A 14,672-nucleotide genomic window follows, 5' to 3' on the forward strand; every position below is an offset into this window, starting at 1 on the left:
GACAAGGCGTATCATTTTAAGCAGAGGTCAATAAGTTATATGATAAATATGATAGAGATATAGTATCTTACACTGAAAAAATTGAAAATTGGAGGAAATTAAGTGATTGAATTTAAACATGTGAGTAAAGTCTATAAAGACGGCAAAAAAGCAGTCGATGACTTTAATTTAAAGATTGAAGCTGGTGAGTTTATTTGTATAATCGGAACTTCTGGATCGGGAAAAACCACAAGCATGCGCATGATTAATCGGATGACTGAGTTGACCAGTGGCGAAATCTATGTCAAAGGGAAGAACGTGATGGAGCAAGATCCAGTCACCTTGCGACGAGAATTAGGCTATGTCATTCAAAATATTGGCCTGTTGCCCCATATGACTATTAAAGACAATATTACGATGGTTCCTAGTCTATTGAAGTGGGACGAAGAAAAGAAAGAGGCCATTGCCCGCAAGATGATTAAGCTGGCTGAATTGCCCGAGTCTTTCTTAGAACGTTACCCAGCTGAATTATCGGGAGGTCAACAACAACGGGTCGGCGTCGTACGGGCCTTAGCTGCCGACCAAGATATCATCCTCATGGATGAGCCTTTCGGTGCACTGGATCCTATTACCCGCCAATCTTTACAAGATTTAGTGAAGAACTTACAGGAACAATTGGGTAAGACGATTGTCTTCGTGACCCATGATATGGATGAGGCTTTATCTTTGGCCACTCGAATTGTGATCATGAGTGAAGGGAAGATTGTTCAAGCTGGCACCCCAGAAGAGATTCTACGTCATCCGAAGAATGAATTCGTAGTGGACTTTATTGGTAAAGATCGTTTGATTGAGTCCCGCCCGGATGTAATTACGGTTGGTCAAGTGATGAAGACCGACCCCGTCACCATTACTCTAGGTAAGTCGTTAAAACAAGCGATCACTACCATGCACGCTAAGAAAGTCGATACCCTCTTAGTGACGGATGACCAAGGTCATCTCAAAGGAATAGTTAATTTACAAGAAGTTCAAAAGCATTACAAGACGCACACTTCAGTGGCTGATATTATGAATCCGAATGTATCCGCCTTAAGAGAAAATGGCTTGTTACGTGATAGTGTTGAACGGATTCTAAAAGCTGGTTACCCTTATGTGCCGATTGTTGACCAGGATCGTAAACTCGTTGGCATCGTGACCCGGTCCACCTTAGTGGATGTAGTCTACGATTCTATTTGGGGCGAAGGTGACTTATTGGCTGGCGATGAGTTTGATTTCACTGACGCTGAGGAAGCAGATAAGCCAGCAGCGAAGGAGATGACAACTGAATGAGTTTCCTACAAGAATATGGTGGAGAATTGCTGATAAATACTGGCGAGCATCTCTACATTGCCTTTGTGGCTCTCTTATTAGGTGTGTTAGTAGCTGTTCCATTAGGAATTCTACTAACTAAAGTGCCGAAAGTGGCTAAATTTGTGATCGGCTTGGCCAGTATTTTCCAAACGATTCCATCATTAGCCCTCTTAGCTTTTATGATTCCTTTATTTGGTATTGGTAAGGTTCCAGCGATTTTGGCGATGTTTATCTATTCACTATTGCCGATTCTGCGTAACACCTATGTCGGTATGGACCAAGTCGACGAGAATCTCAAAGATGCTGCTAAAGGGATGGGCATGACTAGTTGGGAATCAATTCGTAAAGTTGAAATACCAATGGCTATGCCAGTGATAATGGCGGGAATTCGTCTATCTGCCGTCTACGTGGTAGCTTGGACTACCTTAGCATCTTATATTGGTGCCGGCGGTTTAGGTGACTTTATCTTCAACGGTTTACAACTGTATAAGATCGACTTGATCCTTGCGGGGACGATTCCAATCACAATCCTAGCCTTGTTAACCGACTTACTACTAGCGAAATTGGAAAAATACTTAGAGCCTCAAATCCGACGCCAAGAGGAGGTCTCAGAAGAATAATGAAATTCAGTCAAAAAATTAGCAAATTACTACTTCTTCTCATGTCATTTCTTATCCTGAGTGCCTGTAGCTTGCCTGGTGTCAGCTCAAGTCAGGAGAAAGCGATCCGGGTGGCCGGTCTAGCGACTACCGAGGGACGGATTCTCAACGAGATTGTCCGACAGATGATTGAACACGAGACCGATCTGAAAGTTGATACCATTAATAACCTAGGGACGTCAGTGGTCCTACACCAGGCAGTAATGCAAGGTGACGCTGATGTGACTTCAGTCCGTTATACCGGGACCGAAATGGCAGCGACTCTGGGCATTGAGCCTGAGAAAGACCCGGACAAAGCCTTGGAATTGGTTCAAGAGATTTTTGCCAAGGATTTTAAGATGAAATATTATGACTCTTATGGCTTTGATAATACCTATGCCTTTATGGTGACCCAAGAGACAGCGGACCGCTTGCAATTGAAGACCGTTGCCGATTTGGAAAAATATAAAGATCAAATCGATGCCGGTTTCGATTCACAATGGTTGATCCGTGAAGGAGACGGCTATCCAGGTTTTGTCGAAGCGTATGGTTTTGAATTGGCTAATAAACATTCTATGCAAATTGGTTTGGTCTATGATGCCCTGGCTGCAGGTAAAATGGATACCGTTTTGGGTTATTCTACCGATGGTCGGATTGCCAGCTATAACTTAGTCACCTTGGAAGATAATTTGAAATTCTTCCCACCCTATGATGCTTCTCCGGCCGCAACGTATGAGATTCTGGAGGAATATCCTGAATTAGACGAAGTCTTAAGTCGTCTGGTGGGTCAGATTGATACAGAAACGATGCAGAAGTTGAATTATACGGCCGACCATCAATTAACGGAACCAGCGATTGTCGCTAAGAATTTTCTCGAAGAACACAATTATTTCAGAGAGGAGGAATAAGATGCAAGATATGAACGTACTCGAACAATTGCTTTATTATATGCAACAAAATAGTGCCTATGTATTTAGTCAATTCCTCCGTCATTTCCTTATTTCGGTCTATGGTGTATTATTTGCTACAGTCATTGGCATTCCTCTAGGTATTTACATTGAACGCCATCGCAAACTCAGTCAATGGGTGATCAGCTTAACCAATATTATCCAGACCGTTCCTTCAATGGCCATGATGTCGATTATTATGATTGTGATGGGCTTAGGAGTAAATACTGTTATCACCACTATTTTCTTCTATTCCTTACTGCCAATCGTTAAGAATACCTATACGGGTATGGCTAACTTAAGTCCTGACTTACGCGATATTGCCAAGGGGATGGGCATGTCTTCTTTACAACGTTTGCTTAAAGTCGAGCTACCTTTATCCATGTCAGTGATTATGGCCGGGATTCGTAACGCCTTGATTGTGGCGATTGGGATTACCTCAATTGGTACCTTTATTGGTGCAGGTGGCTTGGGAGATATCATTACCCGCGGGATTGATGCAACCGACGGTAGTGCTATTATTATTGCCGGTGCCTTACCCACAGCCCTAATGGCGATTATCATGGATATTATTTTAGAAGCCATTCAAGGCCGATTTAGCCATCAGATTAAAGGATGAAAAAACGTAGGATATTATTTGACATTTGATAATGATGAAGGTATGATTAGGAAAATATTAAAACGCCTTGATTTGGAAAGTAAACCGAAGATGAATTGATAGAGAGCCTATGGTTGGTGGAAATAGGTAAGGATTCTAAGTTGAAAATGGCCAATGAGCGGTCACTATGAATGCTTGACAATAATAGTGAACGGATGCCTCCGTTATGCTGGCTATAGTATAAGCTGCAGAAATTAGTAGTCGTACTATATAAGGTTATACCAGTGATGGTTTAACGAATTAAGGTGGTAACACGAAGACTCTCGTCCTTATTTGGATGGGGGTCTTATTTTTTTAGGAGGGATAAATTAAATCAATCATGAAGCGGAAGCGAAATTGCATCATCTAACAATAAGAAAGAGGGATTATATGAAAAAATTAACTAAAGTATTTCTGATACTGGTAACAGTATTTATTAGCTTCTTCAATTTTATTGCGTTGGCTTCAGCCGCAGAATTCGAAGGTCAAACCGTGAAAATTGGGGTGGTTGGCGAAGAGTATGAAGAATTATGGGAATTTGTCGCTGAGCGCGCCAAAGAACAAGAAGGGATTGATATTGAAGTTGTCCTTTTGACTGATTATAATATTCCCAATGTCGCTTTGGCCGATGGGTCTATTGATTTGAATGCCTTCCAACATGATGTTTTCTTAGAAAATTGGAATAAAGAGAATGATGGCGATTTGGTCACCATTGGCTATACAGTCGCTGTACCGACGCGAATTTATTCTGACAAATATAAATCGCTGGATGAATTGCCAGAAGGGGCTAAGATTGCCGTCAATGCGGCTCCAACCAGCTTAGGCTACAATCTCCAAAGTTTAGAAAGAGCCGGCTTGATTAAATTAGCCGAGAGTGACGAGCTCTTACCTACCTTAAATGATATTGAAGAAAATCCTAAAAAATTAGAAATTGTCGAACTGGATGCGGCCAATATTCCGGCTGCTGTTTCCGATGTGGATGCAGCTTTTATTGATGATTCCTTCCTAGCATCCACTGATTTCCGTCCTAATGATGCCATTTATGTTTATGGTGATACCCCTGAAACGCTCAACCTATCTCGGGTAAATAATATTGTGGCCCGGTCGGAAGACAAAGAGAATCCGTTATATTTGAAGATTGTCGAACTTTTCCAAACCGATGAGGTGGCCCAAGAAATTGATCGGATATTTGAGGGCGGATCGATTGCCGCCTGGGATTTAGTCGAACAAGCGGAGAAGGAATAATTAAATAGAAGTCAGTATTAAACTCGTGAACACTCTAGAGATGTGTTGGCGAGTTTTTTGGTGTCTAAATTTGTAAAGACACTGATCAGATCTATTATTTGAAAATTTGCCCCCCTTGATTTGTACTGGAAACCAGGCAGCTAAAATTTTCCCCATCCTCATATTTACTCAACTAATGGTACTTTCATTGTCTTTTTCGATTAATGCAATGAATTTTCCCAGTCATAAAAAATGATTGAATTAATTATAAAAATGAAAACGTTATAATTTATAAAGAAAGGAGAGGTAAAATGACAAATTGGTTAGATATTCAAGACAAGGTGTATGTGGTAACTGGAGGTTCTTCAGGGATTGGTGCAAGTATTGTTCAACGTTTATTGGAAGTAGGCGCAAAGGTAGCAAACTTTGATTTAGTAGACCAAGAAAATCAAAATGAAAGTTATCTCTTCGTGAAAGTGGATGTTACTTCCAGTCAAGAAATTGAACAAGGGATTCAAGCTGTCCTTGATAAATTTGGGACGATTGATGGTTTAGTCAATAATGCGGGAATTAATATTCCGGCCCTCTTAGTTGACGACAAGAATCCTAAGAGTAAATATGAGATTAACGAAGGCTTATTTGATAAGATGATTTCAATTAATATGAAAGGATTCTATATGGTCGCTCAAGCGGTTGCCCGGATTTTGGTGGACAAAGGGCAAGGAGTCCTCATCAATATGGGATCAGAAGCTGGATTAGAAGGGTCTGAAGGCCAATCATGCTATGCTGCGACTAAAGCGGCAGTCTATAGCTTTACCCGTTCATGGGCTAAAGAATTAGGTAAGAAAGGCGTTCGCGTCGTAGGTGTTGCTCCGGGGATTATGGAAGCAACTGGACTTCGAACCGATGCTTACGAAGAAGCTCTATCATATACGCGTAATATCACTGTAGATGATCTTAGAAAATCATATGCCAAAACCACCACCACCCCTTTAGGAAGATCAGGAAAACTTTCTGAAGTTGCCGATACCGTATGTTTCTTATTATCTGAACGGGCTGGTTATATCACAGGGGTGACGTTAAATATTGCCGGAGGTAAAACTCGAGGATAAGGGAGTCGAGAAATGTGAGTCTATTAATCCGATGGTATGAAATCTTAAATCTATTGTTAACTCAGAAGACTATCTCTTTAGAAAATTTGGAAGACCACTTAAAGCTAAGTTCAGCAACTGTAAAGAAATCGATTGATTTATTAAATCAAGAAATTGCGCCTTATGCAGAAATCATCGAGCAGTCTTCTTCATATTTTCTAAAAATTTATGATTATGAAAAATTCGATCTGATTAAAACTGGCTCCTTGAAGAAACAAGCAGATTATAATTCGACGACCAAACGCAAGGCCTTCTTGCTCAGTAAGTTACTCGCTAGTAAGACTCCACTGACCATTTTGGATTTTGCAGAGTTATTAGATGTGAGTAAGGGAACCGTCAGCAATGACCTCAAGAGTCTGAAACAGGATTTGTCTCATTATGATTTGAATGTGATTTCGATTCAAAATAAGGGCATAGACATTGCTGGATCTGAATTGGATTTACGTCTAGCCTATATTAACTATGCCCTTGATTTTTTTAATTATACTTATATCGATCAAGTCTTGATCGACTTTATCATCAACTTAGGAGATCAGTATAAGATTAAGAAACGTAATATTTTATTACTGATAAAAAGTCTAGAAACGAGCTTATTTCGTCTGCGTAATCAGCATTTTCTGCAGGCAGCAATTCCCTATTATTCAGCAGATATTTTAGATCATCCTTTTTTTGAAGAGTTTTTCGCTTTTATTGAGAATCACGAGAAATATACTTTGAGTAATTTTGAGAAGAGCTTTCTGACCTATCCATTAAATGTTGATGATTCAGGCATTATCAGAGATTGCGTTGATATCAATAAAGCGCTGATTGAGGACATGAGTCGACAAGTACTAACAAAGATTAATCAAGTCTTTCTTCTTGAGATTCCGCAAGATAGTTTTGTCAGTCTCTTGGGTAACCATCTTTATTATTTAGTCCATCGGGCCGTCTTCAAATATAAATTAGATGATTTATTTCATGGAGAAATCCAAAAGAAATATCCCTTCTCTTATAGTTTGGCTAAATATGCTAGTGAAGAAATTAGTGAATATTTAGATCTGGTGATTGATCCGATAGAAATTGATTATCTGACCTTTTATTTTGAATTGATTATTCGTGAATTTTCTTTAAATCAAGCGAAGAAGATAGCCATTATTTGTAATACGGGTTATGCCACCGCTGGGATGATTAAGCATCAGATTCAAAATGTGGTGGGTCATGATATCGAGATCGTTCAATTTTCTGAAGAAGACTATTACGAAGAGGATTTAACCGATTTTCTGACCATTATTACCATGATTCCCTTGAGTAAAATTCCAAATAATATTCCCACCATTCGGATTTCCAATATATTTAATGATGAGTATTTGTCGAGAGAATGGCAGCGAATTATCAAACAGACGCTAGTCTTTCCCAAATACACTCGCTTTGATTTGCAACCCTTGCCAGCTGAAGCTGAGCAGACTTATGAAGAGCATCTAAGTCAAATGGTTAGGTCTTTGCAAGAGACTTATCAAATTTCCGCCGATATGCTAGCAAGATTAAAATCTAAATATCATGATGCTTCGCTACTTTTTGGCAGCGGGATTGCCTTTCCTCACGAAGTGGATCCGAACATCAATCAGTTAATTTTAAGTGTTGGGGTGCTTCCTCAATCGATTGAAATTGAAAATGAACGTATCGAACTGATTATTTTATTGATTATCCCAGAAAATATTTTGGACTATGAAGAACATGATTTGTTAGATATTTATGATTTGATTTTTGAAATTGCTCAGAACGAAGAAATAAAAGAAAACATAAAAGCTTGTCAGACCAAAGAAGATTTAATCAAATATTTACAGAGGAGGGGGTATATTCAATGAGTTATTTATGGATGTTAGGAATATTTGGTCTTTGTGCTTATGGCCTGCAATTTTACCTAGGTTTAAGACAAATTAATCATTTCAATGCCGTTTACAAAAGCCTAAGACAACAAGGTCGCGTGGTTATTGGCCGCAAAGTAGGTCGACTGAGAGCGGGTACGATTGTATTATTCTTAATTGATTCAGAGGATCGGATTTTAGCCTGCCGCTTAATGCAAGGGGTTTCAGTAATCGCTAAGTTCAAAGATATTCCAGCCTACGTGGGACAAGACATGCATTTTATTGATCGTAAACACCCACTGGTTCAAAAAGAAAACAAACTCACTCAACTGGCCATGGAGAATGCGCGTGATATCTTTGTCATGCATGCGGCCGGCCTCCCTGTCGATACACAACCGCAAGCAAGTTGGAATATCGTGGATCAAGCGAAATTATTTTTACAACAAATTATTTATAAAGTAAAAGGAGTGAAACAGCATGCAAGCAATCGTTAAATTTGCTGAAGGCTTCATGAATTTATTTCAATCTGGAGCCAATGTCTTTATTTCATGGATGGGATCAATTGTCCCTCTAGTCTTAATGTTAATGGTATTAATGAATACGTTGGTGAAGATGCTGGGTGAAGAAAGAGTCACTAAACTGGCTCAAATTTCTTCTAAAAATTGGATTACCCGCTATCTGCTTTTACCTTTTGTATCTGCCTTTATGCTAGGAAATCCGATGGCAATCTCAATGGGCCGGTTCCTACCAGAATATTACAAGCCAGGCTATGTGGCTTCTCAAATGCAATTCTGTCATACCAGCAACGGGGTATTTCCTCATATTAATCCGGGAGAGCTATTCGTTTGGTTAGGTATCGCTCAAGGGATTGAGGCCTTAGGCTTAAACACAATGGAATTAGCCATTCGTTATATGTTTGTCGGTATCATTATGAATGCGATTGGTGGTTGGGTAACCGACTTCATGACCGAATATGTCTCTAAACAACAAGGCGTTAAATTGAGCAAAGTCATTGAGGAAATATAGGAGGAATCAATATGGCTTATCAAAGTATAATCGTAAGAAAAGGATCTGGCGGATTCGGCGGTCCCTTAGTCATCCAACCTACTGAACAAAAACATAAATTTATCTATATCGTCGGCGGGGGCGAACGTCCAGATATCGTGGATAAAATTGAAGAATTAACCGGTATGGAAGCAGTGAACGGATTCAAAACTTCGGTTCCAGATGATGAAATCGCCCTAGCGATTATTGATTGTGCGGGGACTTTACGCTGCGGGCTTTATCCAAAAAAGGGTATTCCTACCATCAATGTTATTCCGACTGGAAAGAGTGGTCCGCTCCAACAATATATTACTGAAGATATCTATGTGTCTAATGTAGGACTTAAACAAATTGAACTTTATCAAGATGAAACACAAACAACTCAAGATCAAGCGGTCGAGACCCAAGCTGCTAAGCTAAGCAACGAACCTGCTACTGAAGTTAAGGACAAATCTAAATACGATACCAGTAAGAAGATTACTGAACAAACTAAAAACCCGAGTTTTATTGCTAAGATTGGGATGGGAGCCGGGAAGATTGTAGCGACCTTTAACCAATCTGCTCGGGAAGCAGTTCAAACCATGATTAATGTAGTGATTCCATTTATGGCTTTCGTGGCCTTATTAATTGGGATTATTGAAGGCTCAGGAGTCGGTACTTGGATCGCTAATGTCTTAGCGCCATTAGCTGGAAATATTTGGGGCTTGATTCTGATTGGCTTTGTCTGCTCTTTACCATTCCTATCACCATTGTTAGGTCCAGGAGCCGTCATCAGTCAAATTGTTGGAACCTTGATTGGGGTTCAAATTGGCCAAGGTCATATTCCACCGCATCTAGCCTTGCCAGCGTTATTCGCAATCAATACCCAAAATGGATGTGATTTCATCCCAGTAGCCTTAGGTTTAACCGAAGCTAAAGCAGAAACTGTAGAAGTAGGGGTGCCAGCGGTACTATACTCAAGATTCTTAAATGGTGTGCCTCGGGTCATTGTCGCTTGGTTAGCTAGCTTTCGATTATATAGTTAGGAGGAACTATGAATATTTATAAAACGCTTGTAACAAAGATAGGTGCCGAAGCCAAATTATTTCATGCCGATCAAATGATTATCTTATTTGGTGACAATGCGCCAGAAGACTTGGCGAATTATACTTACACGATTGGTTTAAAACCCTTAAGTGAAGAAATTGTTGCTGGCCAAATATTCAAAATTGATCAAATTGAATATCAAATTACAGCGGTCGGGAATTTAGTGACCAAGAATTTAAGCGGTTTAGGTCATATTACTGTTAAATTCGATGGCGCGACGGAAGCTTCATTACCTGGTACGCTCCATCTTGAAGCCAAAGAAATTCCAGAAATTAAACCTGGATCAAGTATCCAAATCATCGCTTAAGGCGGTTAAAAGGCAATTTCTCAAAAGAGATTAGGATTTTACCTAGTCTCTTTTTGCTTATATAGATTCTCAAATAAAATAATAAGGTTGGTAGAAGTATTCATTGCAGTGGCCCTTAAAGAAGGAGGATAGTCCAGGCTTAGGAAGTGTGATTAACGACTGTTGGTATTTGACGAACATTTTTCTAAAAGTTTAGCTTGCTAAAGTCAACTTGGTCTCTCAAATTTTTAGCCATTTGTTGAAAGCGAGCTCAGAATTCATTACAATAAAGTCAGTTATCAATTGATTTAGGTAATTGGTTCTAGCGATTAAAAAAGGAGAAGTGACCATGAAAATATTTCTAGATACAGCGAATACTGCAGAAATTAAACGGATTAATCAATTGGGTATTGTCGACGGTGTAACTACCAATCCTTCACTCGTTTCTAAAGAGGGCCGGGATTTTGAAGAAGTCATTAAAGATATTTGTTCAGTTGTTCCTGGACCTGTTTCGGCCGAAGTGATTGGCTTGACCCATGATGAAATGGTCAATGAGGCACGCCAAATTGCTAAATGGGCTGATAATGTTGTCGTTAAGATTCCGATGACCCAAGAAGGATTAAAAGCAGTTCATACACTGTCTCAAGAAGGCATTAAGACCAATGTGACTTTAATTTTCTCAGCGGCTCAGGCCTTATTGGCGATGAAAGCCGGTGCGACTTTTGTCAGTCCATTCATTGGTCGTTTAGAAGATATTGGCACCGATGCTTATCAATTGATTGCCGATATTCGTCAAATCATTGATGTTTATGGCTTCTCAACCGAAATTATCGCCGCCAGTGTGCGAAATCCGTATCATTTTGAGATGAGTGCCAAATTGGGTGCTCACATTGCTACAGTGCCATCAAGTCTCTTCGAGAAATTAATGGCCCACCCACTGACTGATCAAGGGATTGAAGGCTTCTTGAAAGACTGGGAAAAATTCCAAAACAAATAGATTGAAGGAGAGTGCCAATGTTTACTGATAAAGATCTATTAGCCGTTAATTCGCTAAGAGCCTTAAGTATTGCTCAGATTGAAGCGGCCAATTCTGGCCATCCGGGTCTGCCTCTAGGCGCTGCCCCAATGGCTTACGCTCTATTTGCTGATCACCTTGAGGTGAATCCACAGGATGCCCGGTGGTTTAACCGTGACCGCTTTGTACTTTCTGCGGGTCATGGTTCTGCCTTGTTATATAGTTTGCTACATTTGTCAGAATTTAACCTTTCGCTAGAAGATTTGAATGGATTCCGTCAATGGCAATCGAAGACGCCAGGGCATCCGGAATATAATCATACGGAAGGGGTCGAAGCTACGACCGGACCGCTCGGCCAAGGTTTGGCGCAAGCCGTCGGTATGGCCATGGCTGAACAGCATACAGCGGCTTTATATAATACGGATGACTTCGAGATGATTGATCATTTCACTTATTGTTTAGTGGGTGATGGTGACCTGATGGAAGGCATCTCTTATGAAGCCATTTCTTATGCAGGTCGACAAAAACTTGATAAATTAATTGTCTTGTACGATTCAAACGATATTTCCTTGGATGGCGATTTAAGCCAAGCCTTCAATGAGAATATTGCTGAGCGCTTTGAAGCAGCTCATTGGCATTATATTCGGGTCGATGATGGCAATGATTTGAATGAGATTTCAGCAGCTATTACCCGAGCCAAGGAATTTAAGGGCAAACCAACTATTATTGAAGTCAAAACAGTGATCGGTTACGGTTCACCCGAACAAGGAACCAGCAAAGTTCACGGTAGCCCGCTCGGTCAAGATAATTGGGCAGCGACCAAGGATGTTTATCAATGGACTTTAGATCACTTTGAAGTGCCTGAAGAAGCACGAGAAATCTTCCATCAAAAAGTGGTTGAACGAGGGCAAAAAGCCTACCAAGCTTGGCAAGACAAATTCAAGGCCTACCAACAAGCTTATCCAGAGAAAGCTGAAATGATGCGCTTGGCTTTTGAACGTAAGTTGCCAGAAGACTTTGATCAAGCCTTAGAATATCTACCAGATTCTACCAAGGCAGATGCGAGCCGATCTTCTAGTGGTAAAGCGATCCAAGCCTTGGCTCAAAAGATTCCCTATTTCTGGGGCGGTTCAGCCGACCTTTCAGGTTCGAATAAGACGATGATTAACGATTCGATGGACTTTATGCCAAATCAACGTGAAGGTAAGAATATTTGGTTCGGCGTGCGTGAATTTGCCATGGCCGCCATGCTCAACGGCATTACCCTTCACGGGGGAAGCCGAGTATTCGGTGGAACTTTCTTTGTCTTTAGTGATTACTTACGTCCTGCTGTACGTCTATCTGCCTTATCTCAACTGCCAGTAGTGTATGTAATGACCCATGATTCAGTGGCTGTTGGAGAAGATGGACCTACTCATGAACCGATTGAACAATTGGCTGGGTTCAGAGCGATGCCCAACCTGAATGTAATACGTCCAGCGGATGTCAATGAAACTTTCGCGGCTTGGAAAGTGGCAATCCAAGAAACTGATCGACCAAGTCTATTGGTTTTATCACGGCAGAATTTACCGGTCCTAACTGGCAGTCGAAGCTTGGCTGAAGCAGGCGTCGATAAAGGAGCTTATGTCCTTTCACCAAGTCAAGCCGACCAAGCAGATGGAATTATTATTGCCACCGGTTCTGAAGTTCAATTGGCTCTTGAAGTCCAAAAGATTCTTAAAGACCAAGAGATTGATGTTTCAGTGGTTTCTATGCCAGCAAGCAATCGTTTTGATGAGCAAAGTCAAGAATATCAGGAAAGTGTATTGCCTGATGGAGTGGAAAACCGCATGTCCATTGAAATGGGAGCGAGCTTAGGTTGGCATAAATATGTAGGTCGCCACGGACTGGTTATGGGTATCGACCGGTTTGGTGCCTCAGCGCCAGGCGAAACGGTCGTCAAAGAATATGGCTTTGATGCTGAGCAACTTGCCCAAGCTTATCTTAATCATTTTAAGAAATAGATTAAAAATATTTTGACAAGCTAAAAATTTAGATATATAATTTTGTTAGAAAACGTATTCAGAGTGTAACTATTCAATTAGGCATAATGATTTCCGCTGTGAAGTCATTATGCCCATTTTTTTCGAAAGGAGGCTATATGAAGATTATTCAATCCCTCAATCAGAATGCAGTCTTAGTGAGAAACCAGGCCAATGAGGAGATTATTCTTACGGGTCGCGGAATTGGCTTTGCTAAGAAAGTTGGCGATACGGTAGATGCAGACAAGATTTCCAAAGTTTATCAATGCGAGTACACCAGTGAACAAAAGATTATTATTGATGCGATTAAGGAAATTCCCGAAGATATTCTTTTGATTACCGAAGATTTGTTAACGCATGTTGAAGACATGCTCGGTGAACAATTTATTCCATTCACATCAATTACTTTTGCCAGTCATCTCTACCATGCCTTAGCTCGGTCGAAAGATGCTAATCATTCTAGTTTATCATTACAAACCGAATTTAAACATATTTTTCCTAGAGAATATCAAGCAGCTATGTTTTCGATTCGTTATTTAAAAGAGAAGTATGATTTATTCTTAGATGATTTAGAAGTTTCTTTCTTGATTCTTCATTTCTTGAATGGTTCCAAGAAAGCGACCAATTTATCTTCAATGTTAGAGATTGGCAAGATTATCGGTGAGATTATTATGATTATTGAGGATAATTTGCCGGGACCTTTAGACAAAGAGAATTTATTCTATGATCGATTTATTTTGCACTTGAGGTATTTCTTAATCCGTAAGATGAATGGTCAGCAGAGCAATGATTCGCAGATGGGCGAGCTGTATCAATTTGTGTCTCACAAATTTGGCAAGGCTCAAGCTATTGTCGAGAAAGTGTGTCGGGTTTTGGCGAAAGATTATCAATTAGCAGTCGAAGATTCAGAGAAGTTATACTTGACCTTACATATACAAAGGTTGATTGATGAACTTAAAATGATTGGAAAGGAGTTAGATAATGACTGAAATTAAAGTTTTAGCTTTAAAGCAAGAGGGTTTGAACAATGCCCAGGATGTCTTGGCTTATATGGGTCAGCAACTCGAAGCAATGGGTGCGGTTCGACCAAGCTTTATCCCCGCCATTCAAGAGCGTGAGGAGACTTTTGCAACCGGGTTGCAAGTCCATGATTATGGCGTGGCCATGCCTCATACCGATAGCGACCATGTCAAGAAATCAACGATCGCTTTTATGACCCTAGATCAACCTGTTATTTTTAAACAAATGGGTGACGGACAGGAAGTGCCCGTGAGTTTGGTGGCCATGTTAGCCTTGGCCGATGCCCACAGCCATTTAGAAATGTTACAAGCATTAATGATGTTGTTCCAGGATCAAGATCTAGTCAAAGAGGCAATGGCCTATTCTGATAGTCCAGAAAATCGAGACAAAGTACTGAAATTAGTTCATAAAATTATAAAATAGGAGGTTAGTC

General features: G+C 40.3%; 15 protein-coding genes and 1 other annotated feature. All 15 genes read left to right on the plus strand.

What is annotated here, in order from left to right; genetic code table 11:
* The first annotated feature begins 102 nt into the window (after positions 1–102).
* The 15 genes from BMX34_RS07030 (at position 103) to BMX34_RS07100 (ending at position 14,662) form a co-directional block, all read left to right on the plus strand.
* Positions 103–1,305, plus strand: coding sequence for a betaine/proline/choline family ABC transporter ATP-binding protein (locus tag BMX34_RS07030; protein ID WP_092572183.1), 1,203 nt, complete (start codon positions 103–105; stop codon positions 1,303–1,305).
* The gene (locus BMX34_RS07035; RefSeq protein WP_092572185.1) at positions 1,302–1,946 is read left to right on the plus strand and encodes an ABC transporter permease; all 645 of its coding nucleotides are present in this window, start codon (positions 1,302–1,304) and stop codon (positions 1,944–1,946) included. The genes BMX34_RS07030 and BMX34_RS07035 overlap by 4 nt, the downstream gene beginning before the upstream one ends.
* Complete coding sequence (locus tag BMX34_RS07040) at positions 1,946–2,872, plus strand: osmoprotectant ABC transporter substrate-binding protein (protein ID WP_092572187.1); 927 nt, start codon at positions 1,946–1,948, stop codon at positions 2,870–2,872. The genes BMX34_RS07035 and BMX34_RS07040 overlap by 1 nt, the downstream gene beginning before the upstream one ends.
* Position 2,873: 1 nt before the next feature.
* Positions 2,874–3,530 carry an ABC transporter permease gene (locus tag BMX34_RS07045; RefSeq protein WP_092572189.1) on the plus strand — a complete coding sequence of 219 codons (657 nt, stop codon included), beginning with the start codon at positions 2,874–2,876 and terminating at the stop codon, positions 3,528–3,530.
* Between the two features lie 58 nt (positions 3,531–3,588).
* Positions 3,589–3,843 (plus strand) — a binding site (T-box leader).
* A 95-nt stretch (positions 3,844–3,938) separates the two neighbouring features.
* Entirely contained in the window at positions 3,939–4,793 is an 855-nt protein-coding gene (locus BMX34_RS07050; RefSeq protein WP_092572191.1) for a MetQ/NlpA family ABC transporter substrate-binding protein, read from the plus strand.
* Between the two features lie 290 nt (positions 4,794–5,083).
* A complete protein-coding gene (locus BMX34_RS07055) occupies positions 5,084–5,884 on the plus strand; it encodes an SDR family oxidoreductase (protein ID WP_092572193.1) in 801 nt (266 codons plus the stop codon).
* A gap of 14 nt (positions 5,885–5,898) precedes the next feature.
* Entirely contained in the window at positions 5,899–7,767 is a 1,869-nt protein-coding gene (locus BMX34_RS07060) for a BglG family transcription antiterminator (RefSeq protein ID WP_092572195.1), read from the plus strand.
* Entirely contained in the window at positions 7,764–8,261 is a 498-nt protein-coding gene (locus BMX34_RS07065) for a transcriptional regulator GutM (protein WP_092572197.1), read from the plus strand. Before BMX34_RS07060 ends, BMX34_RS07065 begins: the two co-directional genes overlap by 4 nt.
* Positions 8,245–8,793 carry a PTS glucitol/sorbitol transporter subunit IIC gene (srlA, locus tag BMX34_RS07070; RefSeq protein WP_092572199.1) on the plus strand — a complete coding sequence of 183 codons (549 nt, stop codon included), beginning with the start codon at positions 8,245–8,247 and terminating at the stop codon, positions 8,791–8,793. Before BMX34_RS07065 ends, srlA begins: the two co-directional genes overlap by 17 nt.
* Before the next feature lie 11 nt (positions 8,794–8,804).
* Positions 8,805–9,836 carry a PTS glucitol/sorbitol transporter subunit IIB gene (gene srlE / locus BMX34_RS07075; RefSeq protein WP_092572201.1) on the plus strand — a complete coding sequence of 344 codons (1,032 nt, stop codon included), beginning with the start codon at positions 8,805–8,807 and terminating at the stop codon, positions 9,834–9,836.
* An 8-nt stretch (positions 9,837–9,844) separates the two neighbouring features.
* A complete protein-coding gene (locus BMX34_RS07080) occupies positions 9,845–10,204 on the plus strand; it encodes a PTS glucitol/sorbitol transporter subunit IIA (protein WP_092572203.1) in 360 nt (119 codons plus the stop codon).
* Positions 10,205–10,532: 328 nt separating this feature from the next.
* A complete protein-coding gene (gene fsa, locus BMX34_RS07085; RefSeq protein ID WP_092572205.1) occupies positions 10,533–11,180 on the plus strand; it encodes a fructose-6-phosphate aldolase in 648 nt (215 codons plus the stop codon).
* Positions 11,181–11,197: 17 nt separating this feature from the next.
* The gene (gene tkt / locus BMX34_RS07090) at positions 11,198–13,201 is read left to right on the plus strand and encodes a transketolase (protein ID WP_092572207.1); all 2,004 of its coding nucleotides are present in this window, start codon (positions 11,198–11,200) and stop codon (positions 13,199–13,201) included.
* Positions 13,202–13,338: 137 nt separating this feature from the next.
* Positions 13,339–14,208: a PRD domain-containing protein gene (locus tag BMX34_RS07095; protein ID WP_159428886.1), complete on the plus strand. Its 870-nt coding sequence runs from the start codon at positions 13,339–13,341 to the stop codon at positions 14,206–14,208.
* Positions 14,201–14,662 carry a PTS sugar transporter subunit IIA gene (locus tag BMX34_RS07100; RefSeq protein WP_092572211.1) on the plus strand — a complete coding sequence of 154 codons (462 nt, stop codon included), beginning with the start codon at positions 14,201–14,203 and terminating at the stop codon, positions 14,660–14,662. Before BMX34_RS07095 ends, BMX34_RS07100 begins: the two co-directional genes overlap by 8 nt.
* Positions 14,663–14,672 lie beyond the last annotated feature (10 nt).

Origin of the sequence: Ignavigranum ruoffiae, assembly GCF_900110675.1 — a bacterium.
Lineage (GTDB): Bacteria > Bacillota > Bacilli > Lactobacillales > Aerococcaceae > Ignavigranum > Ignavigranum ruoffiae.

Excerpts from the sequence above, each read along its gene's own strand:
- BMX34_RS07035 (WP_092572185.1), top strand. The coding sequence starts at position 1,302 with ATGAGTTTCCTACAAGAATATGGTGGAGAATTGCTGATAAATACTGGC.
- BMX34_RS07040 (WP_092572187.1), top strand. The coding sequence starts at position 1,946 with ATGAAATTCAGTCAAAAAATTAGCAAATTACTACTTCTTCTCATGTCA.
- BMX34_RS07045 (WP_092572189.1), top strand. The coding sequence starts at position 2,874 with ATGCAAGATATGAACGTACTCGAACAATTGCTTTATTATATGCAACAA.
- BMX34_RS07050 (WP_092572191.1), top strand. The coding sequence starts at position 3,939 with ATGAAAAAATTAACTAAAGTATTTCTGATACTGGTAACAGTATTTATT.
- BMX34_RS07055 (WP_092572193.1), top strand. The coding sequence starts at position 5,084 with ATGACAAATTGGTTAGATATTCAAGACAAGGTGTATGTGGTAACTGGA.
- BMX34_RS07065 (WP_092572197.1), top strand. The coding sequence starts at position 7,764 with ATGAGTTATTTATGGATGTTAGGAATATTTGGTCTTTGTGCTTATGGC.
- srlA (WP_092572199.1), top strand. The coding sequence starts at position 8,245 with ATGCAAGCAATCGTTAAATTTGCTGAAGGCTTCATGAATTTATTTCAA.
- srlE (WP_092572201.1), top strand. The coding sequence starts at position 8,805 with ATGGCTTATCAAAGTATAATCGTAAGAAAAGGATCTGGCGGATTCGGC.
- BMX34_RS07080 (WP_092572203.1), top strand. The coding sequence starts at position 9,845 with ATGAATATTTATAAAACGCTTGTAACAAAGATAGGTGCCGAAGCCAAA.
- fsa (WP_092572205.1), top strand. The coding sequence starts at position 10,533 with ATGAAAATATTTCTAGATACAGCGAATACTGCAGAAATTAAACGGATT.
- tkt (WP_092572207.1), top strand. The coding sequence starts at position 11,198 with ATGTTTACTGATAAAGATCTATTAGCCGTTAATTCGCTAAGAGCCTTA.
- BMX34_RS07095 (WP_159428886.1), top strand. The coding sequence starts at position 13,339 with ATGAAGATTATTCAATCCCTCAATCAGAATGCAGTCTTAGTGAGAAAC.
- BMX34_RS07100 (WP_092572211.1), top strand. The coding sequence starts at position 14,201 with ATGACTGAAATTAAAGTTTTAGCTTTAAAGCAAGAGGGTTTGAACAAT.